The sequence below is a fragment of the Pukyongia salina genome (assembly GCF_002966125.1).
Classification (GTDB): Bacteria; Bacteroidota; Bacteroidia; order Flavobacteriales; family Flavobacteriaceae; genus Pukyongia; species Pukyongia salina.
Window position 1 is genome coordinate 1119724 of record NZ_CP027062.1, and the last position, 23964, is coordinate 1143687.

Sequence of the window (23964 nt, forward strand, 5' to 3'; positions counted from 1 at the left end):
GATACAAAATCAGGGTTTTATATCCTTTATTTTTAATTGAAGGCTGATGTTCCCATTCCACTCGTTCTCGTTTATGGAATAGGCTATTTTAAAATAATCTCCCGAACAGGCAATAGTTTCTTTCTCTCCCAAGCCAAAACCTATCCCGGTTACTGGTCTGCTATGATCCTGTTTTACAACCAGCCGCAAATGCGACTTGTCTTCTCCCACACACCTTCCTGCTCCTGTGTCTTTTACTTCCGCCGTCATGAACACCGGATTTAAATTCCCCGGTCCGAATGGCGCAAATTGCTTGAGGATCCTGTAAAATCTGGGAGTAATATCATTAAAATCGAGCTCAGAGTCTATCCTTAATTCCGGCGTTAACAAAGCTGGATCGATAGTGCTGGAAACAACCCGTTCAAATTCTGCTTTAAATGCATCGTAATCTTTTTCCAGCAAGGTAAGTCCTGCAGCATATTTATGTCCGCCAAATTGCTCGATGAGCCCAGCACATTCTTCCAGTGCATTATAAACATCGAAACCCTTTACAGATCGGGCAGATGCTGCAAGCTTATCACCACTACGTGTAAATACAAGAGTTGGCCGATAATAGGTTTCGGTCAAACGGGAGGCTACAATTCCTATCACTCCCTTATGCCAGTTCTCATTGTAGACCACTGTGGTCTTTTTTCCTTCCTCCTTCAATTCTTTAATCTGCTCGAGAGCCTCTAATGTAATTTGTTTATCGGCATCTTTCCTGTCTGAATTGAAGATCTCGATCTCGCGGGCGTAATCTGTTGCCAAATCAATGTTGGTTTCAGATAACAAAGCAACGGCATGATTTCCGTGTTTCATTCGCCCGGCCGCATTTATCCTGGGGGCGATTATAAAGACCACATCGGTGATGGTAAAAGATGATTTGTTCAGTTGTTGAAGAATTGCTTTAATGCCCGGCCTGGGATTCGAGTTGATCACCTTTAGTCCGTAATAGGCAAGGATTCTGTTCTCTCCGGTGATCGGGACAATATCGGCAGCAATAGCGGTTACCACCAGGTCCAGGTATAAGAACAGATCATCTATGGTTAGTCCTCGCCTGTGCGCAAGTGCCTGCACCAGTTTAAACCCCACGCCACAGCCGCACAATTCTTTATACGGATATTCACAATCCTCGCGTTTTGGATCCAACACTGCAACAGCTGGTGGAATGTGTTCCCCCGGTCGATGGTGGTCGCAAATAATGAAATCTATATTTTTTTCTGAAGCATATTTAACCTTATCTATCGCTTTGATCCCGCAATCCAGCGCAATTATTAAATTGAAATCATTATCATCGGCAAAATCGATTCCTTTGTACGAGATCCCATAGCCTTCATCGTAGCGGTCCGGGATATATGTACTTACCTGGGGATAGAACGATTTCAGAAAGGAGGAAACCAACGCCACACTAGTAGTTCCGTCTACATCGTAATCCCCATAAACCAATATATTTTCTTCGTTTGCGATCGCTTTTTCTATGCGTTCAACCGCCTTGTGCATGTCCTTCATAAGCAAGGGGTCGTGTAATTTGGAAAGATCGGGACGGAAAAAATCCCTGGCTTCTTCAAAGGTTTCAATACCTCTTTGCAAGAGGAGTGTAGCCAAAACAGGCTCTACCTGGAGAGCTGCACTTAGCTCGGCTACTTTATTTGGTTCTGGTTTTGGTTTTAGGGTCCAACGCATAATCGAGGGAATTCCAATTCATATTAAAAAATTAACAAACCTCTTTAAAATCAAGTCTGGTCGATCCTTATGTAGTATAAACTGGATATAAATTTAATGGGAAGTGGAACAGCTATGTAAAAATACAAATAAATGCGACTTCAGAAGAAAGAATATTCTGTTTGGATAATGGTTGCGCTATTTTGTACTTTCGGAAAAATAAATCAGTAGCTCATGCCATTAGTACCCCCTCTTTCCCCCGATCACGACGCAGAAACTAAGCAACTAGCCGAATTTTTCAATGAGACGCTTGGGTTTTGCCCTAACAGCGTGCTTACCATGCAACACAGGCCTGCCATCAGTAAGGCATTCATCAATCTAAACAAGGCTGTAATGGCTAATGAAGGAAGGGTGACCTCGGCTCTTAAACGCATGATCGCTTGGGTGAGTAGTAATGCAACAGGTTGCCGATACTGCCAGGCACACGCTATCAGGGCCGCCGAACGATATGGAGCCGAACAGGAACAACTGGATAATATTTGGGAATATCGCACCCATCCTGCTTTCTCCGATGCAGAGCGGGCAGCTTTGGATTTCTCCCTGGCGGCCTCCATGGTCCCCAATGCGGTAAATGAAGAGATCAAACAACGCCTATACGAGTATTGGAATGAAGGTGAGATCGTAGAAATGCTGGGGGTGATCGCATTATTTGGTTACCTCAACCGCTGGAATGATTCCATGGGCACTTCCATCGAAGAGGGAGCCGTAGAAAGCGGAGAGCAATACCTTGGAAAACACGGCTGGAACAAAGGTAAACACCTTTAATGTGATTCCTGCTAGCGTGCTAGCCTGAGCATATCAGAGAATTTCTTCTATTCTTTTTTGCAGCTTCGGAATTATATTCTCTTCAAACCAAGGGTTTTTTGATCGCCAAAACCTATTTACTGGTGAAGGGTGTGGCAGCGGCCAGTACTTTGGAAGGAAATCCTCGTAATTCTTCACTTTTTCGGTAAGATTTTTCGCGTCTTTAGGGAAAAAATACTGCTGAGCATAGGTCCCTATTAAAAGTATCAATTCCACATCCTTGAACGATCGGAAGACCTTTTCATGCCAGGTTTCGGCGCACTCTTTCCTGGGGGGCAAATCTCCCGTCTTACCTTTTCCCGGATAGCAAAACCCCATAGGTACAATTCCGAAGAGATCCACATTATAGAAATCGGCCTCCTCCACTCCCAGCCATTCCCGTAATTTTCTCCCGCTCTGATCGTCCCAGGGAACTCCGCTTTGGTGAACTTTAGTTCCTGGCGCCTGGCCCACAATAATGATCTTCGAATTTTCCGAGGCTTCAATAATGGGTCTTGGGCCTAATGGTAGATGTTCAGCACAAACAGTACATTGTCTTATTTGGGAGAGCAGGTCCTTCATTTTTTACCTTCAACTACAATTACGATCTCTCCCTTTACCGGCTTCGCCTCAAAATGAGCAAGAACTTCCGTAATCGATCCCCTCACCGTTTCTTCATGCATCTTACTAAGTTCACGCGAAACCGAAATCCTTCTGTTCTCTCCAAAAAACTCCGATAACTGGGTTAGGGTCTTTAATAATTTATGTGGGGATTCGTAAAAGATAATGGTGCGGGATTCTTCTGCCAGTAGCTGTAGCCGAGACTGCCTGCCTTTTTTTACGGGTAAAAAACCTTCAAACACGAACCTGTCATTAGGAAGGCCACTATTCACCAGCGCAGGCACGAAGGCTGTGGCGCCCGGCAAACAATCTACCTCTATCCCGTTCTCCACACAAGCTCTGGTGAGCAGGAATCCTGGATCGCTAATGGCCGGCGTACCCGCATCGCTTATCAGTGCGATGTTTTCGCCAGAGTTGATCCTGGCTACGATCGCATCCACCGTTTTATGCTCATTGTGCATATGATGCGACTGCATTGGGGTACCGATCTCGTAATGTTTTAAAAGTTTGCCGCTTGTTCGGGTGTCCTCTGCAAGGATAAGATCTGCCTGCTGTAACACTTCAATAGCGCGAAGGGTAATGTCTTTCAGATTTCCAATTGGGGTGGGAACTAGATAGAGTTTTCCCATGGTCTTGTTTAATTGAAGCGTTTTTCTACAACGGCCATAAAGCGCTCAACGTATTCTTCTTTATTAAGCCAGTAATTGTAATCCGGCTTAACCTTTCCTTTAATAAAAGTATCTGCTTCCTCGAACGATTGCATACTGTTGATCTGTGAAAGAACTCTGGAATACTCATCTGCCTTTCCGTTAAATAAATGCTTGATGAAGGCGAGTCTATCGTTTAAACCAATGTTCAGCCCCGTATTCACCACATCATTAAGAGATTTTGGCTTATCGGCCTCTGAGGTTCCGTTCGCCAGGGAATCTTTTTTAATCCCTGCCGGGGGTCGAACCACCTCTGTAGATTGTTGTTCTTTTCGCTCAAAAACGGGTGTTTCCTGATAATTTGAAGCAAATTCTTCCAGATCGTTCTTTATATATTTTTTATTAGGAAGAACTTCTTCCAGCAGTTCGTCAACCTGCCTGCTTTCTTCCGGCATTTGGGCAACGATATCTTTTATTTTTTCCATTAAAGGCTCCACCAGCTCTTCCTTGTGTTCGGGTTGTGGAACGGGTTCTGGTTCGACAAACCAGTTTTGTTCCCGGAATGATTTCGAATCATAAGATTGAGAGCCTCCTTCCAGTTGCCCTTCCAGATATTCAAGTACCGTTAATTTTTCATAGATAAGCCTGATGGCCTGTTTAACCTTCAGCACGTTGAAATCGCTTCCTTCTCTACCAAGTTCGCTGGCTAATTCGGATATTTCCTTCTGAAGTTTCTTCTTCATAAATTTTTATATTGAAATGATTGTCCTCTCTTTAGTTTTGTTAAATTTACGCAACCTATATGTAAACGTCAAAGAATTCCTTTTTATTCTAATTTAACCCTATGTTTCTCGAAAATACCGTAAATCAGAAAGAGCAGTTTGGCTGGATCGAAGTGATCTGCGGGTCTATGTTTTCGGGTAAGACAGAGGAACTCATCCGAAGATTAAAAAGAGCCAAGTTTGCACGTCAACGTGTCGAGATCTTCAAACCTGCAGTAGATCAACGCTACGACGAGGATAAGGTGATCTCTCATGATAGTAATGAAATTAGATCGACGCCGGTACCTGCTGCTGCTAATATCCCTATTCTCGCCGACGGCTGTGATGTAGTGGGTATAGATGAGGCACAATTCTTCGATGACGAAATTGTAAAAGTTTGTAACGATCTTGCCAATAGCGGCGTTCGTGTGATCGTGGCAGGGTTGGATATGGATTATAAAGGGAACCCCTTCGGGCCTATGCCAAATCTCATGGCGACGGCCGAATATGTAACCAAAGTGCACGCCGTTTGTCCGCGAACAGGAAACCTCGCCCATTACAGCTTCAGAAAGGGAAATAGTGACGAGCTGGTGTTACTGGGAGAGACCGACGAATACGAACCTTTAAGCCGTGCGGCCTATTACAAAGCTGTCCTGAGGGAAAAAGTAAAGAAAATGGATGTGAAGGATCCCATCGAATTACCTTCAAAAAAGCAAGCATAGCCAATGCCAAAAGCCTCTCAGACCATCCTGGAAATTGATCTCAACGCGCTAGATCACAATTACAGGTTCATCACTTCCCATCTAAAACCGTCCACCAGGATCCTTGGTGTTGTAAAGGCAGGTGGATATGGTAGCGATGCAGCCGAAATCGCCAAAGAATTGCTTGTTTTGGGAGTAGATTATCTCGCTGTAGCATACGTTAGCGAAGGCGTGGCGCTTAGGGATGCCGGAATAATGGCTCCCGTACTAGTGCTCCATCCACAACCGGTTAATTTCGATCAGTTAATTGATCGATGCCTGGAACCGGCTATGTACAGTAAGCGTGTGTTAAGTGCCTTTATCGCCAAAGCCGAGGAACATGCTCAAAAAAATTATCCTGTACATATTAAATTCAATTCGGGTCTAAATCGTTTAGGATTCCAGAAAGAGGATACCCAATGGATCGCCGAAACTCTATCTGGAACCGATTCGGTGCGTGTAAAAAGTATGTTCTCTCATCTTGCGGCTAGTGAAGATATGGCTGAAAGAGACTTCACCCTGGGGCAGATCGCAAAATTCAAGTCGATTGCCAGCGAAATGAAGACCTTACTTGGTTATGAACCTATTCTTCACCAGAGTAATACTTCGGCTATCCTTAATTATCCCGAAGCAGAACTGGATATGGTGAGAACAGGTATCGGGCTCTATGGTTATGGTAATAACCCCGAAATAGATAAAAATCTCCGGCCTGTTGTAAATCTTAAATCGGTTATCTCACAAATACACAGGATAGAATCTGGCGAAACAGTAGGCTATAACAGAGCCTTTAAGGCCTCCGGTGTGGAAGTAACGGCAACTATACCCATTGGTCATGCCGATGGGATCCCGAGATCGCTTGGAAATAAGAAGGGCTTTGTTCTTATAAATGGAGAAAAAGCACCTATAATTGGCAATGTTTGCATGGATATGTTAATGGTCAATATTACCCATATCGATTGTAAGGAAGGGGATGAGGTGACTATAATAGGTGAGGATATTCCGGCCACTACCCTAGCCGAAGCAGGCAATACCATTTCATATGAGCTGCTCACTGCTATATCCCATCGAATAAAACGTGTTGTTTGCCGAAAATAGATTCTATATGCGAGTGTAAATGATTATGCTAGTACATTTTACGTAACTTTGCGCCATTAACTTAAAACCTATCAACATGTTAAAGGAATTCAAGAATTTTATAATGACCGGTAATGTTATCGATCTTGCGGTAGCTGTTATTTTAGCCGGAGCTGTTGGTCTCGTAGTTACGGGATTCACAAATGATATTATTATGCCAATAGTGGGGCATTTCACCGGAGGAATGGATTTTGCTGAATTAAAAGTAGTCCTTACCGAAGCAAGTGTGGATGCAGAAGGAAACGAGATCCCTGAAAACGCAATTATGTGGGGTCGATGGGTAAATGCACTAATTAACCTTGTTATCGTTGGATTTGTGTTATTTATGATCGTTAAGGCCTACAACAAAACAAAGAAGCCAAAAGAGGAAGCTCCTGCAGCTCCAGCCGGCCCAACTCAGGAAGAATTGCTTGCTGAGATTAGAGACCTTTTGAAAAAATAAAACGTTCGTAGCCGCTACGCTACTCATTTTAAACCTTAAACCCTTCGTTGCACTTTGCTTCGAAGGGTCTTTTTTTTTATCATTTTATTCTGAAAATTTACAATGCTATCAATTACTTTTGACATTTAAACCTGAACTATGAAAGTTGCCGTTGTTGGTGCCACCGGAATGGTGGGAGCCGTGATGCTAAAAGTACTTAAGGAAAGAAATTTTCCTATTACACAATTTATCCCCGTTGCTTCGGAACGCTCTGTAGGGAAAAAGATAGATTTTAAAGGAAATTCATACACTATTATTGGCCTGGAAGATGCCGTAAAGGCCCGCCCCGACATCGCGATTTTTTCGGCAGGTGGTGCAACCTCCCTCGAATGGGCACCGCTATTCGCCGCCAATGGAACCACCGTTATAGATAACTCATCGGCCTGGAGGATGGACCCTTCAAAAAAATTAATTGTCCCAGAGATCAACGCTCAAACCCTTACTTCAGAAGATAAAATAATTGCGAACCCCAATTGTTCCACCATACAATTCGTTATGGCTCTCGCCCCATTACATAAAGAATATACCTTGAAACGGGTGATCGTCTCAACCTATCAGTCTGTATCGGGAACCGGTGTAGCCGCTGTAAATCAGCTTGAAAATGAGATAAGAGGTGAAAAAGGAGAAATGGCCTATCCATACCCCATACACAAAAATGCCTTGCCTCATTGCGATGTCTTTGAAGCCAACGGATATACCAAGGAAGAAATGAAACTGGCGAGGGAGCCGCAAAAGATACTGGACGACAGAAGTTTTTCTGTGTCGGCAACAGCGGTGCGTATTCCAACGGCTGGTGGTCATAGCGAATCTGTAAATGTGGAGTTCTTTAGGGATTTTGACCTTTCGGAAGTTAGGAAGCTACTGCATCAAACACCGGGAATCACCGTTCAGGATAACCCGGATACAAATACCTATCCTATGCCAATTTATGCACATGATAAAGATGACGTGTTCGTAGGGCGAATTCGAAGAGATGAAACTCAGCCCAATACGCTCAATATGTGGATAGTAAGTGACAATTTACGCAAAGGGGCCGCAACTAATGCGATTCAGATCGCAGAGCACCTGGTTGCGAATAAATTAGTAGGCAAAATGATGCGCGAGGCGTAATAAGACCTTATACTTCTTTACAAATTTTCAATCCCGAATCTAAGTTAGGCTCGGGATTTTTATTTTTCTGTATCTTTAATTACATATAACCATAACCCACCAACCGATGAATTCCAATTTTACCACTATCCTCAGACTAATTCTTGCCCTGGTTCTTCTTGTTTTCGGATCTAATAAGTTTTTTGGTTTTATTCCCGCACCCGAACTTTCCCCCGATGCTGCCAGTTTTATGAGTTCCCTAACTGCTACCGGCTATGTACTGTATTTCCTTGGAATTCTGGAAATTTGGATAGGCCTGTTACTTCTATTCAAAAAATGGGTGCCTTTCGCGCTTCTTGTACTAGTTCCTATCTCAGCAAATATTTTGCTTTTCCATATTTTTCTCGATCTGCCCGATATCATCCAGGCAATCGTGGTCGCTGGTCTTAATGCCATCCTGATCGCAAAATACTGGAAGGCTTACCGTCCATTGTTTCAATAACAAGAAAACATAAAATCCGAAGGATTCTTTAACGTTTTGACTGTGCGGTTTTTAGTACATTTACAGTCAAATTTCGAACCATTATGAAAAAGAGTATAATACTATCTTTTCTTGTACTGGCTATTGTTGCCTGTAAGGAAGAGATCAAAAAAGAACCCATTGCTGTGACATACCCCGAAACCAAGAAAGTTGATACAGTAACCAACTATTTCGGCACCGAGGTAAAAGACCCGTATCGATGGTTGGAAGATGACATGAGTGAAGAAACTGGTGAATGGGTGAAAACTCAGAACAAAGTTACTTTTGGCTACCTGGATAGTATTCCATTTAGAGAAGAACTAAAGCAGCGCCTCGAAACATTGTGGAATTACGAAAAGGTTGGCGCACCGTTCAAGGAAGGCGATTATACTTATTTCAGAAAAAATGACGGACTTCAGAATCAATTTGTGATCTACCGATATAAAACGGGTGAAGATCCTTCATCTGCAGAGGTTTTCCTAGATCCTAATACTTTTAAGGAGGATGGAACCATTTCCCTAAGCGGCCTTAGTTTTTCGGAAGACGGTAAAACGGCTGCCTATAGTATCTCTGAAGGCGGAAGTGACTGGAGAAAAGTATTGGTGATGAACACCGAAACTAAAGAGATCATTGAAGATACACTGAACGATATAAAATTTAGCGGCTTGTCATGGAGATCGAATGAGGGCTTTTATTACTCCAGTTACGATAAACCTAAGGGCAGTGAGCTGTCTGCCAAAACAGACCAACATAAATTGTACTATCATAAATTAGGAACCCCTCAAAGCGAAGACAAGTTGGTTTTTGGTGGAACTCCGGCAGAGAAACACCGCTATGTTAACGGATATGTTACAGAAGACAACAAGTATCTGGTTGTCTCTGCCAGTGTCTCCACTTCGGGGAACAAATTATTTATAAAAGACCTTGAGAAACCAGCCAGTGGGTTTGTTACCATCCTGGACCATACAGATAGCGACACTTATGTTTTGGAAAATGACGGATCTAAGCTATATCTGGCCACCAACCTGAATGCTCCTAACCAGAAGATCGTAACTGTAGATGCCTCCGATCCGCGCCCGGAAAATTGGGTAGACTTCCTTCCGGAGACCGAAAATGTACTCAGCCCCTCAAGCGGAGGTAAGTATATCTTCGCCGAGTATATGGTAGATGCAGTTTCAAAGGTTTTTCAGTACGACATGGATGGGAATCTTGTCCGCGAAATAGAATTACCAGGCATAGGTAGTGCCGGTGGATTTGGTGCCAAAAAGGACGAAACAGAGTTGTATTACTCTTTTACCAATTACGTTACCCCTGGTAGTATCTATAAATTCAATATGGAGACCGGCGAATCTGAAATATATAGCAAGCCCGAGATCGATTTTAACCCCGATGATTACGAAAGTAAACAGGTTTTCTATTCCTCCAAGGATGGAACAAGGATCCCTATGATCATTACACACAAGAAAGGCATCAAACTGAACGGGAAAAATCCAACCATACTTTACGGTTATGGAGGATTTAATATTAGTCTTACTCCAGGATTTAGTATCACCAATGCGGTTTGGATGGAACAAGGAGGGATCTACGCTGTACCCAACCTACGGGGCGGAGGCGAATACGGTAAGAAATGGCATGTCGCCGGCACCAAGATGCAAAAGCAAAATGTATTCGACGATTTTATAGCTGCCGCTGAATATCTTATTGAAAACAAGTATACTTCTAAAGATTATCTTGCTATAAGAGGTGGCTCTAACGGTGGCTTGTTAGTGGGCGCCACAATGACCCAAAGACCAGACCTTATGAAGGTGGCACTTCCGGCAGTAGGCGTGCTGGATATGTTGCGCTATCATACCTTTACCGCCGGTGCAGGATGGGCATATGACTACGGAACTGCGGAGGACAGTAAGGAAATGTTCGAATACCTGAAAGGCTACTCCCCTGTTCACAATGTTAAAGAAGGAATTGAGTATCCGGCTACACTCATCACTACCGGAGACCACGACGACAGAGTAGTGCCTGCACACAGCTTCAAATTTGCTGCCGAATTACAGGCAAAACAATCGGGTACAAATCCAGTACTCATTAGGATTGAAACTGACGCGGGTCATGGCGCAGGAACTCCTGTGAGCAAGACCATTGAGCAATACGCCGATATTTTCGGGTTTACACTTTACAACATGGGATATGAAGTACTTCCTGAAAAAGTAAATACCGAAGTAATAGAATAGGCTCTGAAAAAAGTATTTCTGAAGGTTGTTTCCTAACTTTAAGAGCAAAGGAAACAACCTTTTTTATTTCTGAATTATGCTGAAAGTAAACATCCGTTCTTTTTCCTACGGACAAAACGAAATTTTGAAGGACATAGAATTTCGTCTTGCAAAAGGAGAACATCTGGCCGTATTAGGAGAAAGTGGTTGTGGCAAATCAAGCCTGCTCCACCTTATCTACGGTTTGCTTCACCTTGAACACGGTACTATCTCCTGGAATGACAATATCCTAAAAGGACCCAAATTCAACCTTGTTCCTGGGGAACCATTCATTAAACTAGTGGCTCAAGAATTCAACGTGATGCCTTTTACAACGGTGGCCGAAAATGTTGCCGAACATCTTTCAAGACGCAATATGGATGCCGACGCCTCCCGGGTTGAAACCTTGTTGGAAGTGGTGGATCTTTCCAGTTTTTCAACTGTTATGGTGAAAAACCTCAGCGGAGGTCAGAAACAACGGGTTGCCCTCGCCAAAGCCCTGGCTAACGAACCCGAACTTTTATTACTGGACGAGCCTTTCAGCCACATCGATACCTTCAGAAAAAATAAGCTAAGAAGAAAGGTGTTCAGCTATTTGAAAGAGAAAAATATTGCCTGTATCACCGCAACTCACGATGCCGGCGAAGCATTGGCATTTTCAGATACAATCCTTTTACTGAAAAATGGTAAAATTGATGCGTTTGGCACTCCCAGGCATGTTTATTCTTCGGTATCCGATACATATCAGGCAGGATTCTTTGATGAGGTAAATAAGCTGCCGTCGTCGCTTTTCAATCATGACAATACAAATAAACAAAGTATACTATATCCCCATCAGCTTGAAGTGACTGCAGAAAAAACAGAGTTGCAGGTAAGTGTTCTTCAGAGTTACTTTAAAGGCAGCCATTATCTTATTCTCGCCAATTGGAATGGGGAAACCATATTTTTTGAGCATAAAGCCGAAATCCCCAAAGGGGAGCAACTTTATCTAAAGAGACGTGATTGATGTGATCATTTAGTATATTTAACCATAAACAATCCTTCAATTATGAAAAGGTCTATTCTCTTGTCTCTGGCTTTATTTCTGTACACCTCGGGTATTAAAGGACAGGATGTGGCTTATATGGATAAAGTAGATTCTATCGATAACCTCATTGAAACCTTATACGGGGTGATCTCCGGCGAAAAAAATGAAGCTCGCGATTGGGAATTATTCAGATTTCTGTTCACGCCGGAAGCAAAATTAATTCCTTCAGTAAAAAATAAGGAAGGAGTTTACGAAGTGCGATATATGACTCCCGAAAACTATAGTGAAGCTGCCGGGAAATGGCTTATGGAAAATGGTTTTTATGAAAAGGAAATTTTCCGAAAAACCGAAACGTTTGGAAATATAACTCACATTTTCAGCACCTACGAATCATATAAAAGTAAGTTGGACACGGCGCCATTTATGCGGGGAATAAACAGTATACAGTTGCTTGATGATGGCGAGCGGTGGTGGATCGTGAATATTTACTGGACTCAGGAAACAGAAAATAATCCCATTCCTAAATCGTATTTACCACAATAATTGTTAGATCACTTCCTTGATTTTTATGGTGGTATCATTAAATTGTACGGTATCTCCTTTCTTTTTCCCTAACAGTAACTTCCCAATAGGCGATTCGAGAGAAATACAGTAAAAAGTGCTGCCATCTATTTCCACAGCTCCCGCAGAAACACCCATAAAATATGTAGCCCTGTCTGTAATTACGAGGCTTCCTAAATGTGCTATTTCGTTGATGTGTTCAAGAGATATCTTATTGAGGATTAATTCTTGCTTTTCAACTTCCGCAAGTTGCTGACTCAAATTCTCCCGTTCCAACTGTAGCATTGCGCGATTGGTGTGATGTTTATCACCTACAGTGCTCTTTTCTTCATCAAACAAGGAATCCTTAATATTGGCAATAGCAGCATTGATTCGAGTCCTGTGTTCAGAAATATAACGCTCACACCGGCTTAGTAAAATCGATTTAATTTCCTGGTTGGTCATTTTTACTAATATTTAATTCTCCTAAGTTATTCATTTGTCGCAAGACCCACTGCTTTCTTGCTTCGAGATAGGCCGATCGTGGCGAGGCTTTATATTTACGAGGGTTTGGCAGAATAACGGCAATAGCTGCGGCCTGATGGCTCGTTAATCTAGAAGCATCTGTATCGAACCAGTATCTTGCAGCCGCCTGGGCCCCATAAACTCCATCTCCCATTTCGATACTGTTGAGATAAACTTCGAGGATTCGTTCTTTACTCCATAGGTTTTCAATAAGAAAAGTGAAATAGGTCTCGAGAGCCTTTCTAAACCAACTTCGGCCGGGCCAAAGAAATACGTTCTTTGCTGTTTGTTGAGAAATCGTACTTCCTCCCTTTAATCGTTTCCCGGCTTTATTGTCATTATATGCCCTTTTTATAGCGTCGTAGTCGAATCCATTATGTCGAAGGAAATTTTGGTCTTCGGAACTGATCACAGCCAGTTGCATAGATTTCGAAATATTTTCAAGCGATACCCAGTCATGCCGTATCTCATGCTCTCCTTCCGCCTGAAATGCACGTATCGCCATCAAAGGAGTTGCCGGTACAGGTACAAAACGGTAGACCAAAACCCATAATACACTAAGAACTATAAACCAAAGTGTAGTTTTAACCAGAAATCGGAACAGTTTTTTTATCATTAGGAATCTACTAGATCTGCTAGTTGTTTGCCTACCGAACTACCTATCGCTACACCCATTCCTCCGAGTCGGACACCACAAAAAACATTGTCGTCTATCTTCTTTACGATAGGTTTCTTTTTGCCTCCAACTCCCATTATTCCACTCCATCGGCTGTCAATTTCAAACGGAGTATTAGGTAGTATTGTTGTGCTAAGTAGTTGTTCCAGTTTATGTTGCACTAATTCTGTGAGGCCGGTTTGAACCGTTTCTTCAGTTTTGAAGTCGAGGTTTCTTCCTCCTCCTAAAAGGATTCTGTTATCCACGTTTCGGAAATAGTAATATCCCCTGTCTAGGTGAAATGTTCCTTTTATGTGTAAGTTTTCTATAGGTTTTGTGATTAAAACCTGTGCTCTGGCTGGTTGTAGGTCTTCATTAAAAAACTGTTTTGCAAAACCATTGGTCGCAATGAAGAGTTTTTCTACTGAAATTTCCCCAAAATTGGCCAAATCAAGTGAAATTTTGTCTTTTTCGACCGAAAATGAGTCAATACTGGTCGAATTTAGTATAAAAATGTCATTTTTTAGTGTTTTCTGAATTAACGAATTCATCATAAATCCTGTATCCAACTGACCCTCAAATTGGTTAAAAACTACTTGTTTTTGAGTGTTTTTAAACGAAAATGGGTCGTTTTTAAACAAAAACACCTCTTTTTGGGTAAAACCTGCCCTTTTCATCAATTGATTAACATAGGGTATTTTTGATCTACATTCTTCGAAAAAACTTTTATCTTCCGAAGTAAAGATCTCGTAACCGCCGTATTGATAGAATCTCATTGCCTGATCTCCTATCGTTTTTCGTAATAAGGTTAGTCCTTGAATTCTATTTTTAATAATTGCAACTACCTCTTCCTCTGTATGTGATTCTAAGTCGTCCAGAATTTCAGAAACACTGCCAAAACAAGCGAATCCGGCATTCTTTGTGCTCGCGCCACTAGGCAGAATTCCACGCTCGAAGACTACTATTTTCTTATCAGGATATCGTTTTCTTAAGCTCAGGGCACAACTCAGCCCTACTATTCCGCTACCAACGATGGCAAAATCTATATTGCTGAGCCATGTTTTACGCTCCCAATACGAAAGATTGTTATTTTGAAATTTCTTCATTTGAAGTAAAAATCAACAAAAAGGGCCAAATTCCTAAAGATTTTGTGCTCTTTTTTGGAATTTGGCCCACTTTTTAGCCATTTTTCGAAATTATTTAATCTTCGTTCGGTGATTCCATTTTCCAATTATTCATAAAGGCAGTAGTATAGTTTCCTGCTACATAATCGGGATGGTCCATAAGTTGTCTGTGGAATGGAATAGTCGTTTTAATCCCTTCGATAACAAACTCGTCAAGCGCACGCTTCATTTTATTGATAGCCTCATCACGTGTTTGTGCCGTGGTAATTAGTTTGGCGATCATTGAATCGTAGTTTGGCGGAATCACATAACCCGCATATACATGAGTGTCGAGCCGTACTCCATGTCCGCCAGGGGCATGCAGCGTTGTGATCCTCCCGGGAGACGGGCGAAAATCGTTGTACGGATCTTCAGCATTGATCCTACACTCTATCGAATGCAAATTTGGAGTGTAGTGTTTTCCCGAAATTGGTACTCCCGCGGCTACCAGTATCTGTTCCCGTATTAAGTCGAAATCTATCACCTGTTCGGTAATAGGGTGTTCCACCTGAATACGTGTATTCATTTCCATAAAGTAGAAATTACGGTGCTTATCTACAAGAAATTCTACCGTACCGGCTCCTTCGTATTTAATAAATTCGGCGGCTTTAACGGCAGCCATTCCCATGTCGTTCCTCAATTTCTTTGTCATGAACGGACTAGGGGTCTCTTCGGTTAATTTTTGATGTCTTCGTTGTATGGAGCAGTCTCTTTCACTAAGATGGCAAGCCTTGCCTGTGCTGTCTCCTACGATCTGAATTTCTATATGTCGTGGTTCCTCTATGAGCTTCTCCATGTACATATCGTCGTTTCCAAAGGCAGCTTTACTTTCCTGCTTCGCCGATTCCCAGGCTTCCTCCAGATCTTCTTCTTTCCATACGGCACGCATACCCTTTCCTCCGCCACCGGCGCTTGCCTTGAGCATCACAGGATAGCCGGTTTCTTCAGCTAATTTTTTACATGCCTTAAAATCGGGAATTATCCCGTCACTTCCGGGGACACAGGGCACGCCTGCCTCCTTCATCGTCGCCTTGGCCATGGCCTTATCACCCATACGTTCGATCATTTCGGCGGAAGCACCAATAAACTTGATCTCATGCTCCTCACATATCTTAGAAAATCTAGCATTTTCAGAAAGAAATCCATAACCGGGATGTATAGCATCTGCATTTGTTATCTCCGCCGCAGAAATAATATTGGCGATCTTTAGATAACTTTCAGAACTTGGAGCCGGACCAATACAGACGGCCTCATCTGCAAAACGCACATGAAGACTCTCTTCATCAGCTTTCGAATATACTGCTACGGTTTTAATACCCATTTCTTTACAGGTTCGGATAACACGTAACGCGATTTCGCCACGATTGGCTATTAATATCTTTTTAAACATAATCTTCTAGAAATTTCAAAACAAAACATTCCTTCAAATGTGATGCTCTGTGATTTGAATTTATGAAGGATCTACCAAAAATAAAGGTTGGTCGAATTCTACCGGGCTTGAATCGTCCACTAAAACTTTCACGATCTTACCGGAAACTTCACTTTCTATTTCGTTGAATAGCTTCATGGCTTCGATCACACATAAAACATCTCCAACGGCTACAGAATCTCCAACTTCTTTGAACACAGGCTTGTCTGGAGCAGGTTTACGATAGAACGTACCTATGATAGGCGATTTTACCACGACATACTTAGATTCTTCATCTGCTGCCGGGGATGCGTCGGCAGGGGCTTTAGGCGCCGTATCTGCCTGTGGAGCTGCAACCGCCTGAGGCTGTGCAGGCACTGTCATAGCCGGTACTTGCTGAATGTAATGCGTATCACCATTTCCATCGGTTTTACCCGTTCGAATAGTGATCTTCACATCACCCATTTCAAGTTTAACCTCACTGGCACCGGATTTGGCGACAAACTTGATCAGGTTTTGTATTTCTTTTAATTCCATGTTGATTGGTTTTCAGTTATGTTAATCAGTTCGAATTATAGGCCCATTTTACATAAACTGCGCCCCATGTAAAGCCACCTCCAAAGGAAGCGAACACTAAATTATCTCCTTTTTTCAATTTATTTTCATAATCCACCAGACAGAGCGGTAGAGTAGCCGAAGTAGTATTGCCGTACTTCTGAATATTAACCATTACCTTATCCTCCGGCAGATCCATGCGTTTGGCTGTTGCATCTATAATGCGTCTGTTTGCCTGATGAGGCACTAACCAATTTACGTCATTTCCCGTTAATCCGTTCCTCATCATGATCTTTTCGCTTACATCGGCCATATTGGACACCGCAAACTTAAATACCGTCTTTCCATCCTGGAACACATAATGTTGTTTGCTAGCCACGGTTTGAGCGCTTGGAGGGAGAATTGAGCCTCCGGCATCTATCTTCAGACTTTGGCGCCCTATACCGTCACTACGTAATATCTCATCCTGCACTCCAAGACCGTCTTCGTTTGGTTCGAAAAGCACCGCGCCTCCTCCATCACCAAAGATAATACAGGTGGTTCTATCCTCATAGTCGATTATGGACGACATCTTATCGGCGCCTATTAAAAGTACTTTTTTATATTTTCCGGATTCTATATATCTGGCGGCGGTAGACATTCCGTATAAGAAACTGGAACAGGCAGCGATCAGGTCGAATGAAAAAGCGTTTACGGCACCTATTTCGGTGGCTACGTAAACGCCTGTTGCTGCTACCGGCATATCGGGTGTGGCGGTTGCCATAATTACCAGGTCAATGTCTTTTGGGTCTGTATTGCTCTTTTGCAACAGATCCTGGGCAGCTTTAATCGCTAAAAAGGAAGTTCCTTTTCCTTCTTCCTTTAAAATACGTCTTTCTTTGATCCCCGTGCGGGTTGTGATCCATTCGTCATTGGTATCTACCATAGTTTCGAGGATCTTATTGGTAAGTACGTATTCCGGAACATATCCTCCTACAGCAGTTATTGCGGCTGTGATTTTGCTCATAGCTTTGACTTAAATTCGCAAAAAGGCATAAAAACAGCCTTAAAAGATGCGAAAATTACTAAAAAATCGTCAAAAAGTGGACGTTTTTATGTTTTTTTGAAAACTTACTGGAAATAAAAAAACTCCTGCACGTATATGCAGGAGTCAAAATTGTATTTCGAGTTTACTATGCTTCGACTTCTTCAGTAGCATCGATTACTACCTGGCCTCTATAGTATAATTTCCCTTCATGCCAATGGGCTCTGTGATATAAATGCGCCTCACCCGTAGTTGGGTCTGTTGCGATTTGCGGGGTAGTTGCTTTGTAATGCGTTCTTCTTTTATCTCTTCTCGTTCTTGAGATTTTTCTTTTAGGATGTGCCATTACTCAATATTATTTATCCGTTAATAGTTTCTTTAATTCGTCCCATCGGGGATCTGTATTTTCATTTCCCGACAGATCCTCATTGGATCCTTTCGGACGTAATTCTTCAAGTTTTTCGAGTATTTCACTTTTTAATGTACCGTCTCCTACTCCCGGATGTATTCTTCGGGTTGGTACGGCCAGTACGATCGATTCGTAAACATATTGCTGAATATTCACCTCATGACTTCCATGAGGAAGAATTAAAAGGTCTTCATTCTCATCATTATACTCTTGGCCAAATTTCACTACAAAATGATACTTGCCAGATACAGCCTGATCGTATGGTTCGTTGGTTATATCACAATGTACACCCACGGTACCACTAAAATCGAGGTAGATATCGAGTAATGTCGATTTCTTATCCAGTAATACATCGAGCCTGATATTTGATTTTTCAAACTCGTCATACCCAAAATGCTCAAAGAACGTATTCGTAATTTCGAAATTAAACCGGTGTTCTCCAATTTTCAATCCTATAAAAGGAATGGTATATTCTTTCAGTTCCTCCATGGTCGCACCCGTTAAACAGCTTTACCTTAACTAAAAGGCGGCTGCAAAGATATAAAATAATTTCAATAGCGATTCTATTTAACTACTTCTTTTTGGCAAATGATCGCTTCGGAAGAGGTTTTAACGGATCTTTCGATAACTTGAGGTATTCTTTGCGTTTTCTATAGATTTCTATAGCCGCAAAAACCGCCTGCTCGAACGATTCGGGATTGGCTTTATTTTTTCCTGCAACATCATAGGCCGTTCCATGATCCGGTGACGTTCGTATTTTACTCAACCCGGCAGTATAATTCACTCCACTTCCAAAAGCAAGGGTTTTAAAGGGCACCAATCCCTGATCGTGATAGGAGGCGATCACTACATCAAAGTTCTTGTAATTTCCAGATCCAAAGAAACTATCGGCGGCATAAGGACCGAACACCATTTTGCCGTTATTCCTCAAATTAGTAAGGGTTGGTTCCAGTATTTCGTCATCCTCCGTGCCAATCACTCCATGATCTCCATTATGCGGGTTAAGTCCAAGTACCGCGATCTTTGGCTTAGAAATAGCAAAATCCTGAATTAGGGTTTTGTGAATAGTGTTTATCTTTTTTTCTATGAGCTCTCTTGTAATATTTTCTGAAACATCCTTAACGGCAACATGGTCTGTTAGCAAGCCTACTCTAAGTTCATCCGAAATTAATAACATCAGGCTTTCCCCACCAAGTTCTTTAGCAAGGTAATCTGTATGGCCCGGAAAATTGAAGGCTTCAGATTGAACATTGGATTTATTTATCGGTGCAGTTACCAATACATCGATCATAGAATCCTTCAGAGCGGAAACTGCAGCCTCCAGAGATCTAACTGCAAATGTTCCTATTGCCTTGTCCTCTTCTCCAAACTTTATCTCAGGTTGTTCTTTCCAGACATTAAAAACATTGATCTTCTTATGCAGGATGGCGTCGAGCGAGTCTATACCGTGTAGGCTTATGTCGTCCAGTTCGAAAACTTTTTTACAAAAGGACATTGTTTTCACAGACGCAAAGATCACCGGTGTGCAAAATTCCAGCATACGACTGTCACGGAAGGTTTTAAGTACCACTTCACTGCCTATGCCATTAAGGTCACCTATGGAGATCCCCACTACTATTTTCTGATTTTTGCTCATTAAGCCTGTTCTATTATTCGTATTTTTGTTTTACAAATGTAAGTAATACTATCCATGTTCACAGGAATAATAGAAACTCTCGGAACCATTTCAGAAATACAAAGAGAGGGAGATAATCTTCACTTGGAAATCCAATCAAATATAAGCAATGAACTTTCTGTGGATCAAAGTGTTTCACATAACGGGATTTGTTTAACCGTAGTTGAAGTAAGAGCCGAAAGTTATGTTGTAACAGCTGTGAAGGAAACGCTGGAGAAAACAAACCTGGGTGAACTAAAGGTAGGTAGCCTGGTTAATCTTGAGCGCGCAATGAAACTTGGAGATCGCTTAGATGGCCATATTGTTCAAGGACATGTGGATGAAATCGGTATTTGCACCGAAATACGCGAAGCGAACGGAAGCTGGTATTTTACTTTTTCATATAATTCGGAACATAAAAACATCACCATCGAAAAAGGTTCTATTACGGTAAATGGGGTAAGTCTTACGGTAGTGAATTCTAAAGATGATGAATTTAGTGTGGCCATTATTCCATACACCTTCGAGCATACAAATTTCCGGCAACTAAGAAAAGGTGATACTGTAAATTTGGAATTTGATGTTGTAGGAAAATACGTAAAACGTCTTATGAACGCGTTCTAGCAAGGCGAATTCTCTTCGAAACAATGTAAGAACCGTAGATCAATCCAGCTATCAATAGAAGAATTATCCCACTGTCCAGGGGAAGTTCTGGCGGGGGGGTAGGCGGCGGAGGCGGAGGTGTATCTACCTGCGCATGCATAACAGTACCGTTTAGTAAACTAAGTACTATAGTTAGTATGGCTACGATTTGGGGTCGCATATTCAGCGTCTAAAGTAATAATTTTTTTTAAACAACAAAGAATTTATCGAATTATCAGAATTTTAATAACTCCTAATTCATTGTATTTATTGTCCTTATGACAAATTTTCTGGTCCTGCTCAGGCAATCGCTTCCTCCTCTGGTTACTCCTGTCTTGCAGCGCTCGTTTCAAAAATTCGTGGTCCCACTTGGGCTCGAACCAAGGACCCCCTGATTATGAGTCAGGTGCTCTAACCAGCTGAGCTATGGGACCAAATAAGTTGCAAAAGTATAATTCTTTACATTTCCTGCAAACAATTTATAGTATAATTACGATTCGATCATAGCGGGATCGACGTCCTGACATAGCTCTACAAGGACTCCATGGGACGATTTCGGATGTAGAAATACCACCCATTTATTGTCGGCACCTCGCTTAGGCTCTTTGTTCAGAACGGTAAACCCTTCATTTACAAGCCGATCAACTTCGGCCCGGATATCATCAACTGCAAAGGCGATGTGATGAATTCCTTCTCCGCGTTTATTTACAAATTTTGTGATCGCGCTGTCCTCTGTAGTTCCTTCCAACAACTCAATTTTACTTTCACCACATTTAAAAAAGGAAGTTGTAACCCCTTCCGATGCAACTTCTTCGGTTTTATAATGTTGGTAGCCCATAAGTTTTTGGTACACTTCATTGGCTAGAGACAGATCTTTAACAGCTATCCCAATATGCTCGATCTTTTTCATCTTTTATGTTTTCGGCAAATTAAAAATTAAAACGTTCTAAATGTACTATTTTTGCATTATGACTGAAAGCAACAGACAAAAGAAAATTGCAGGCGTTCTTCAGGAAGACCTAGCAAATGAATTACAGACCATGTTAAGAAATGCCGGCCAGACCGGGGTTATACTTTCTGTGTCCAAGGTTTCTGTAACTTCAGACCTATCAATTGCCAAGGTCTACGTTAGCGTTTTTCCTTCAGATAAGGCAGAAGGCATAGTGAAAGAGCTCAATGTGATCAAGCCCACTATAAAACACAGGATCGCGCTTCTTGTGAAAGACCAGCTTCGTAAAATGCCTGATCTTATATTCTATAATGACGATAGTCTGGAGTATATAGAAAACTTAGAAAAGGCCGTTAAAGGAGAGGAGAACCCTCTGGAAGATCCGGATCTGCTTCCAAAACGAAAAAAGTCCTAAAGTGAACTACCCCTTATATATTGCTAAACGCTATCTTTTTTCTAAAAGCAGCAATAATGCAATCAATGTGATTACGGTAATCGCCGCAATTGGTGTGGTGGTTGGATCTATGTCCTTGTTTATCGTGCTGTCGGCTTTTTCAGGCCTAAAGGATTTTAGCCTTCAATTTACAAATGTGTTTGACAGTGATCTGAAAATAGTCCCGGCAAGTGGAAAGACTTTGCGATTTACAGATGCCATATCAGATAAGCTGGAGAAAACCCCTGGAATTGAAGCGTATTCTAAGATTATAGAGGAAAGGGCGTTTCTTCAGTATAAAGGAAAAAATCATATTGCCTACATAAAAGGAGTAGATTCTAATTATGTTAATGTGATTCCGGTCGACAGTATTTTATTTCTTAGTAATTGGTTCGAGCCCGGAAGAAATGAAGTTGTAATTGGCACGAATACTTCCATAAAGCTTTCTATCGGGATTAACGATTACACCAGTCTGTTGGAGATCTATGTGCCCACTCCGGGCACAGGACAGATCACCGAGCTTAATATCGACAGAGCCTTTAATAGGGAGCGTGTTGTGGTGGCAGGTTTCTATGAAGTGAATGAGGACGTTAACAGTAAATATGTGTTTTCCGATTTCGAATTGGCGCGATCGCTCCTGGGTCTGGACAAAGACGTGGTTTCGTCTGTGGAATTCAAACTAATTCCCGGATCAGATGAAGAAGATGTAAAAGAAGCTTTGAAGGAATTATTTCAGGGACAAGAAATACAGATCAAGAACAGAATTCAGCAAAACGACGCCCTGTATAAAATGCTTAACACCGAAAATATCGCGGTGTACCTCATCTTTACCCTGGTTCTTATTATTGCACTATTCAATGTGATAGGGTCTATTATCATGATGATCCTGGACAAAAGAAAGAATATCAAAACACTTTATAATCTTGGGGCTACCCTGCAAAACGTCCGAAAGATATTTTTTCTACAAGGTACACTAATGACCACCCTTGGTGGAATTTTAGGAATACTTCTAGGCGTTTTAATCGTTTGGATACAGCTAAAACTTCCTTTTGTGTATATAACCTCCTCCCTGCCTTATCCCGTAAAGTTGAAGTTAATAAATGTGATAGTGGTATTTGCAACTATCAGCCTGCTTGGGGTGGTCGCTTCTCGAATTGCTTCTAGCCGGGTGAAAGAGAGTTTGCTTGATTAAGCGAATTGATGATCTCCAAATTTTTCCAGTACTTCATCGAAGGCAGCAAATACAGACGCCGAATCGTCACTGGTAACCATTTTCATTCGGTGGTGTTTAAAGTCGGGGATGCCTTTAAAATAATTTGTGTAATGTCGTCTTGTTTCAAATACTCCTAGTTTCTCCCCTTTCCAGTCTATGGCCATGGTTAAATGCCTGCGCGCTGCTTCTACCCGCTCGGCCATGGTGGGCGGTGCACAATGTTCCCCTGTTTTAAAGTAGTGTTTCACTTCTTTGAAGAACCAGGGATAGCCAATGCTCGCTCTGCCTATCATGGCCCCATCAAGCCCGTACTTATCACGCATTTCCATTGCCTTTTCCGGCGAGGTCACATCTCCATTGCCAAACACAGGTATGTGCATTCTGGGATTATTCTTTACTTCGGCAATAGGCGCCCAATCGGCCTCTCCTTTATACATCTGTGCCCGGGTGCGCCCATGAATGGAGATCGCCTTACAGCCTACATCCTGTAAACGTTCTGCAACTTCAACGATCTTAATGGAATCATGATCCCAGCCAAGTCTCGTTTTTACTGTTACAGGCAATTTGGTGTGCTTAACCATAGCTTCAGTGAGTGAAACCATCAGGTCTATATCTTTCAGAATCCCGGCGCCGGCGCCTTTAGAAACCACTTTCTTTACAGGGCATCCAAAATTTATATCAATTATATCGGGCCCGCTTGCTTCCACGATCTCAACACTACGAAGCATCGAATCCAGAACGGCTCCAAATATCTGGATGCCAACCGGCCGTTCCTTTTCGTATATATCCAGCTTCATCACACTTTTCGCTGCATCGCGAATAAGTCCTTCCGAAGAAATGAATTCTGTAAACACCACATCGGCTCCCTGCTCTTTACACAACGCCCTGAAGGGAGGATCACTCACATCCTCCATGGGTGCCAGTAAAAGCGGAAAATCTCCAACATTTATATCGCCTATCATTGCCATAACTGATGCAAAAATAAACAATATGAGCTAATACCTT

28 protein-coding genes and 1 tRNA gene are annotated in these 23964 nt (G+C 42.1%); 12 read left to right on the top strand and 17 right to left on the bottom strand.

All coding sequences use genetic code 11. The annotated features are described in order from the left end of the window. Positions 1–9: 9 nt before the first annotated feature. The gene (gene recJ / locus C5O00_RS04965; RefSeq protein WP_105215480.1) at positions 10–1701 is read right to left on the bottom strand and encodes a single-stranded-DNA-specific exonuclease RecJ; all 1692 of its coding nucleotides are present in this window, start codon (positions 1699–1701) and stop codon (positions 10–12) included. Between the two features lie 213 nt (positions 1702–1914). Between recJ and C5O00_RS04970 the strand changes: the two genes are divergently transcribed. Next, on the top strand, positions 1915–2505 hold the full coding sequence (locus C5O00_RS04970) for a carboxymuconolactone decarboxylase family protein (RefSeq protein WP_105215481.1): 591 nt from the start codon (positions 1915–1917) through the stop codon (positions 2503–2505). A 33-nt stretch (positions 2506–2538) separates the two neighbouring features. On the opposite strand, the gene C5O00_RS04975 is transcribed toward C5O00_RS04970, so the two are convergent. The 3 genes from C5O00_RS04975 to C5O00_RS04985 are packed head-to-tail and all read right to left on the bottom strand — an operon-like array spanning position 2539 to position 4534. Then, positions 2539–3105, bottom strand: a complete 567-nt coding sequence (locus tag C5O00_RS04975) for a uracil-DNA glycosylase family protein (protein ID WP_105215482.1) — start codon at positions 3103–3105, stop codon at positions 2539–2541. Continuing rightward, positions 3102–3773: a 16S rRNA (cytidine(1402)-2'-O)-methyltransferase gene (gene rsmI, locus C5O00_RS04980; protein ID WP_105215483.1), complete on the bottom strand. Its 672-nt coding sequence runs from the start codon at positions 3771–3773 to the stop codon at positions 3102–3104. Before rsmI ends, C5O00_RS04975 begins: the two co-directional genes overlap by 4 nt. Before the next feature lie 8 nt (positions 3774–3781). Further along, positions 3782–4534: a DUF8457 domain-containing protein gene (locus tag C5O00_RS04985; RefSeq protein WP_105215484.1), complete on the bottom strand. Its 753-nt coding sequence runs from the start codon at positions 4532–4534 to the stop codon at positions 3782–3784. Between the two features lie 101 nt (positions 4535–4635). Here C5O00_RS04985 and C5O00_RS04990 point away from each other — a divergent pair, with 101 nt between their 5' ends. From C5O00_RS04990 to C5O00_RS05025, 8 genes are all read left to right on the top strand, one after another. Continuing rightward, entirely contained in the window at positions 4636–5274 is a 639-nt protein-coding gene (locus C5O00_RS04990) for a thymidine kinase (protein WP_105215485.1), read from the top strand. A 3-nt stretch (positions 5275–5277) separates the two neighbouring features. Continuing rightward, positions 5278–6387: an alanine racemase gene (alr, locus tag C5O00_RS04995; RefSeq protein ID WP_105215487.1), complete on the top strand. Its 1110-nt coding sequence runs from the start codon at positions 5278–5280 to the stop codon at positions 6385–6387. Positions 6388–6463: 76 nt separating this feature from the next. Continuing rightward, positions 6464–6868, top strand: coding sequence for a large conductance mechanosensitive channel protein MscL (gene mscL / locus C5O00_RS05000; protein ID WP_105215489.1), 405 nt, complete (start codon positions 6464–6466; stop codon positions 6866–6868). A 138-nt stretch (positions 6869–7006) separates the two neighbouring features. Next, entirely contained in the window at positions 7007–8017 is a 1011-nt protein-coding gene (locus tag C5O00_RS05005) for an aspartate-semialdehyde dehydrogenase (protein ID WP_105215491.1), read from the top strand. A 106-nt stretch (positions 8018–8123) separates the two neighbouring features. After that, the gene (locus C5O00_RS05010) at positions 8124–8498 is read left to right on the top strand and encodes a DoxX family membrane protein (RefSeq protein WP_105215493.1); all 375 of its coding nucleotides are present in this window, start codon (positions 8124–8126) and stop codon (positions 8496–8498) included. An 83-nt stretch (positions 8499–8581) separates the two neighbouring features. Continuing rightward, positions 8582–10744 (top strand): prolyl oligopeptidase family serine peptidase, encoded by a 2163-nt coding sequence (locus C5O00_RS05015; protein ID WP_105215495.1) that lies wholly within the window; start codon positions 8582–8584, stop codon positions 10742–10744. A gap of 76 nt (positions 10745–10820) precedes the next feature. Then, positions 10821–11768, top strand: a complete 948-nt coding sequence (locus C5O00_RS05020) for an ABC transporter ATP-binding protein (RefSeq protein WP_105215497.1) — start codon at positions 10821–10823, stop codon at positions 11766–11768. Between the two features lie 42 nt (positions 11769–11810). Further along, complete coding sequence (locus tag C5O00_RS05025) at positions 11811–12332, top strand: hypothetical protein (RefSeq protein ID WP_105215499.1); 522 nt, start codon at positions 11811–11813, stop codon at positions 12330–12332. Between the two features lie 3 nt (positions 12333–12335). Here C5O00_RS05025 and C5O00_RS05030 read toward each other — a convergent pair whose 3' ends face one another. The 9 genes from C5O00_RS05030 to pdxA form a co-directional block, all read right to left on the bottom strand. Next, a complete protein-coding gene (locus C5O00_RS05030) occupies positions 12336–12794 on the bottom strand; it encodes a GreA/GreB family elongation factor (RefSeq protein ID WP_105215501.1) in 459 nt (152 codons plus the stop codon). After that, the gene (mtgA, locus tag C5O00_RS05035) at positions 12775–13470 is read right to left on the bottom strand and encodes a monofunctional biosynthetic peptidoglycan transglycosylase (protein ID WP_105215503.1); all 696 of its coding nucleotides are present in this window, start codon (positions 13468–13470) and stop codon (positions 12775–12777) included. Before mtgA ends, C5O00_RS05030 begins: the two co-directional genes overlap by 20 nt. Continuing rightward, positions 13470–14615 (bottom strand): NAD(P)/FAD-dependent oxidoreductase, encoded by a 1146-nt coding sequence (locus tag C5O00_RS05040; protein ID WP_105215505.1) that lies wholly within the window; start codon positions 14613–14615, stop codon positions 13470–13472. The genes mtgA and C5O00_RS05040 overlap by 1 nt, the downstream gene beginning before the upstream one ends. A gap of 94 nt (positions 14616–14709) precedes the next feature. After that, positions 14710–16062 carry an acetyl-CoA carboxylase biotin carboxylase subunit gene (gene accC, locus C5O00_RS05045; RefSeq protein ID WP_105215506.1) on the bottom strand — a complete coding sequence of 451 codons (1353 nt, stop codon included), beginning with the start codon at positions 16060–16062 and terminating at the stop codon, positions 14710–14712. Positions 16063–16122: 60 nt separating this feature from the next. Next, positions 16123–16617, bottom strand: coding sequence for an acetyl-CoA carboxylase biotin carboxyl carrier protein (gene accB / locus C5O00_RS05050; protein WP_105215507.1), 495 nt, complete (start codon positions 16615–16617; stop codon positions 16123–16125). A 25-nt stretch (positions 16618–16642) separates the two neighbouring features. Then, positions 16643–17641: a beta-ketoacyl-ACP synthase III gene (locus C5O00_RS05055; protein WP_105215508.1), complete on the bottom strand. Its 999-nt coding sequence runs from the start codon at positions 17639–17641 to the stop codon at positions 16643–16645. Between the two features lie 166 nt (positions 17642–17807). Then, a complete protein-coding gene (gene rpmF, locus C5O00_RS05060) occupies positions 17808–18005 on the bottom strand; it encodes a 50S ribosomal protein L32 (RefSeq protein ID WP_105215509.1) in 198 nt (65 codons plus the stop codon). A gap of 9 nt (positions 18006–18014) precedes the next feature. Then, entirely contained in the window at positions 18015–18557 is a 543-nt protein-coding gene (locus C5O00_RS05065) for a YceD family protein (protein ID WP_105215510.1), read from the bottom strand. Positions 18558–18639: 82 nt separating this feature from the next. Then, the gene (gene pdxA, locus C5O00_RS05070; protein WP_105215511.1) at positions 18640–19704 is read right to left on the bottom strand and encodes a 4-hydroxythreonine-4-phosphate dehydrogenase PdxA; all 1065 of its coding nucleotides are present in this window, start codon (positions 19702–19704) and stop codon (positions 18640–18642) included. Between the two features lie 54 nt (positions 19705–19758). Here pdxA and C5O00_RS05075 point away from each other — a divergent pair, with 54 nt between their 5' ends. Next, positions 19759–20346, top strand: coding sequence for a riboflavin synthase (locus C5O00_RS05075; RefSeq protein ID WP_105215512.1), 588 nt, complete (start codon positions 19759–19761; stop codon positions 20344–20346). Here the strand turns inward: C5O00_RS05075 and C5O00_RS14720 are convergent. The 3 genes from C5O00_RS14720 to mce all read right to left on the bottom strand — a co-directional run bounded on the left by C5O00_RS14720 (position 20330) and on the right by mce (position 21274). Beyond that, a complete protein-coding gene (locus C5O00_RS14720) occupies positions 20330–20545 on the bottom strand; it encodes an Fjoh_0651 family PID-CTERM protein (RefSeq protein ID WP_394342093.1) in 216 nt (71 codons plus the stop codon). The genes C5O00_RS05075 and C5O00_RS14720 overlap by 17 nt on opposite strands. 179 nt (positions 20546–20724) lie before the next feature. Then, a tRNA-Ile gene (locus C5O00_RS05085) sits at positions 20725–20798 on the bottom strand. Positions 20799–20854: 56 nt separating this feature from the next. Next, complete coding sequence (gene mce / locus C5O00_RS05090; RefSeq protein WP_105215513.1) at positions 20855–21274, bottom strand: methylmalonyl-CoA epimerase; 420 nt, start codon at positions 21272–21274, stop codon at positions 20855–20857. 40 nt (positions 21275–21314) lie between these two features. Here mce and rbfA point away from each other — a divergent pair, with 40 nt between their 5' ends. Together rbfA and C5O00_RS05100 are read left to right on the top strand one after the other, a co-directional pair. Continuing rightward, a complete protein-coding gene (rbfA, locus tag C5O00_RS05095; RefSeq protein WP_105215514.1) occupies positions 21315–21728 on the top strand; it encodes a 30S ribosome-binding factor RbfA in 414 nt (137 codons plus the stop codon). 1 nt (position 21729) lies between these two features. After that, positions 21730–22938 (top strand): ABC transporter permease, encoded by a 1209-nt coding sequence (locus tag C5O00_RS05100; protein WP_105215516.1) that lies wholly within the window; start codon positions 21730–21732, stop codon positions 22936–22938. Here the strand turns inward: C5O00_RS05100 and dusB are convergent. Continuing rightward, positions 22935–23927 (bottom strand): tRNA dihydrouridine synthase DusB, encoded by a 993-nt coding sequence (gene dusB / locus C5O00_RS05105; protein ID WP_105215518.1) that lies wholly within the window; start codon positions 23925–23927, stop codon positions 22935–22937. The two genes, C5O00_RS05100 and dusB, sit on opposite strands and share 4 nt — an antisense overlap. Positions 23928–23964 lie beyond the last annotated feature (37 nt).

Excerpts from the sequence above, each read along its gene's own strand:
- dusB (WP_105215518.1), bottom strand. The coding sequence starts at position 23,927 with ATGGCAATGATAGGCGATATAAATGTTGGAGATTTTCCGCTTTTACTG.
- C5O00_RS05025 (WP_105215499.1), top strand. The coding sequence starts at position 11,811 with ATGAAAAGGTCTATTCTCTTGTCTCTGGCTTTATTTCTGTACACCTCG.
- C5O00_RS04985 (WP_105215484.1), bottom strand. The coding sequence starts at position 4,534 with ATGAAGAAGAAACTTCAGAAGGAAATATCCGAATTAGCCAGCGAACTT.
- recJ (WP_105215480.1), bottom strand. The coding sequence starts at position 1,701 with ATGCGTTGGACCCTAAAACCAAAACCAGAACCAAATAAAGTAGCCGAG.
- C5O00_RS04990 (WP_105215485.1), top strand. The coding sequence starts at position 4,636 with ATGTTTCTCGAAAATACCGTAAATCAGAAAGAGCAGTTTGGCTGGATC.
- rbfA (WP_105215514.1), top strand. The coding sequence starts at position 21,315 with ATGTACTATTTTTGCATTATGACTGAAAGCAACAGACAAAAGAAAATT.
- C5O00_RS05010 (WP_105215493.1), top strand. The coding sequence starts at position 8,124 with ATGAATTCCAATTTTACCACTATCCTCAGACTAATTCTTGCCCTGGTT.
- mscL (WP_105215489.1), top strand. The coding sequence starts at position 6,464 with ATGTTAAAGGAATTCAAGAATTTTATAATGACCGGTAATGTTATCGAT.
- C5O00_RS05005 (WP_105215491.1), top strand. The coding sequence starts at position 7,007 with ATGAAAGTTGCCGTTGTTGGTGCCACCGGAATGGTGGGAGCCGTGATG.
- pdxA (WP_105215511.1), bottom strand. The coding sequence starts at position 19,704 with ATGAGCAAAAATCAGAAAATAGTAGTGGGGATCTCCATAGGTGACCTT.
- C5O00_RS05075 (WP_105215512.1), top strand. The coding sequence starts at position 19,759 with ATGTTCACAGGAATAATAGAAACTCTCGGAACCATTTCAGAAATACAA.
- C5O00_RS14720 (WP_394342093.1), bottom strand. The coding sequence starts at position 20,545 with ATGCGACCCCAAATCGTAGCCATACTAACTATAGTACTTAGTTTACTA.
- mtgA (WP_105215503.1), bottom strand. The coding sequence starts at position 13,470 with ATGATAAAAAAACTGTTCCGATTTCTGGTTAAAACTACACTTTGGTTT.
- C5O00_RS04975 (WP_105215482.1), bottom strand. The coding sequence starts at position 3,105 with ATGAAGGACCTGCTCTCCCAAATAAGACAATGTACTGTTTGTGCTGAA.
- rsmI (WP_105215483.1), bottom strand. The coding sequence starts at position 3,773 with ATGGGAAAACTCTATCTAGTTCCCACCCCAATTGGAAATCTGAAAGAC.
- C5O00_RS04970 (WP_105215481.1), top strand. The coding sequence starts at position 1,915 with ATGCCATTAGTACCCCCTCTTTCCCCCGATCACGACGCAGAAACTAAG.
- C5O00_RS05040 (WP_105215505.1), bottom strand. The coding sequence starts at position 14,615 with ATGAAGAAATTTCAAAATAACAATCTTTCGTATTGGGAGCGTAAAACA.
- C5O00_RS05015 (WP_105215495.1), top strand. The coding sequence starts at position 8,582 with ATGAAAAAGAGTATAATACTATCTTTTCTTGTACTGGCTATTGTTGCC.
- accB (WP_105215507.1), bottom strand. The coding sequence starts at position 16,617 with ATGGAATTAAAAGAAATACAAAACCTGATCAAGTTTGTCGCCAAATCC.
- C5O00_RS05020 (WP_105215497.1), top strand. The coding sequence starts at position 10,821 with ATGCTGAAAGTAAACATCCGTTCTTTTTCCTACGGACAAAACGAAATT.
- C5O00_RS05055 (WP_105215508.1), bottom strand. The coding sequence starts at position 17,641 with ATGAGCAAAATCACAGCCGCAATAACTGCTGTAGGAGGATATGTTCCG.
- rpmF (WP_105215509.1), bottom strand. The coding sequence starts at position 18,005 with ATGGCACATCCTAAAAGAAAAATCTCAAGAACGAGAAGAGATAAAAGA.
- mce (WP_105215513.1), bottom strand. The coding sequence starts at position 21,274 with ATGAAAAAGATCGAGCATATTGGGATAGCTGTTAAAGATCTGTCTCTA.
- C5O00_RS05030 (WP_105215501.1), bottom strand. The coding sequence starts at position 12,794 with ATGACCAACCAGGAAATTAAATCGATTTTACTAAGCCGGTGTGAGCGT.
- alr (WP_105215487.1), top strand. The coding sequence starts at position 5,278 with ATGCCAAAAGCCTCTCAGACCATCCTGGAAATTGATCTCAACGCGCTA.
- C5O00_RS05065 (WP_105215510.1), bottom strand. The coding sequence starts at position 18,557 with ATGGAGGAACTGAAAGAATATACCATTCCTTTTATAGGATTGAAAATT.
- accC (WP_105215506.1), bottom strand. The coding sequence starts at position 16,062 with ATGTTTAAAAAGATATTAATAGCCAATCGTGGCGAAATCGCGTTACGT.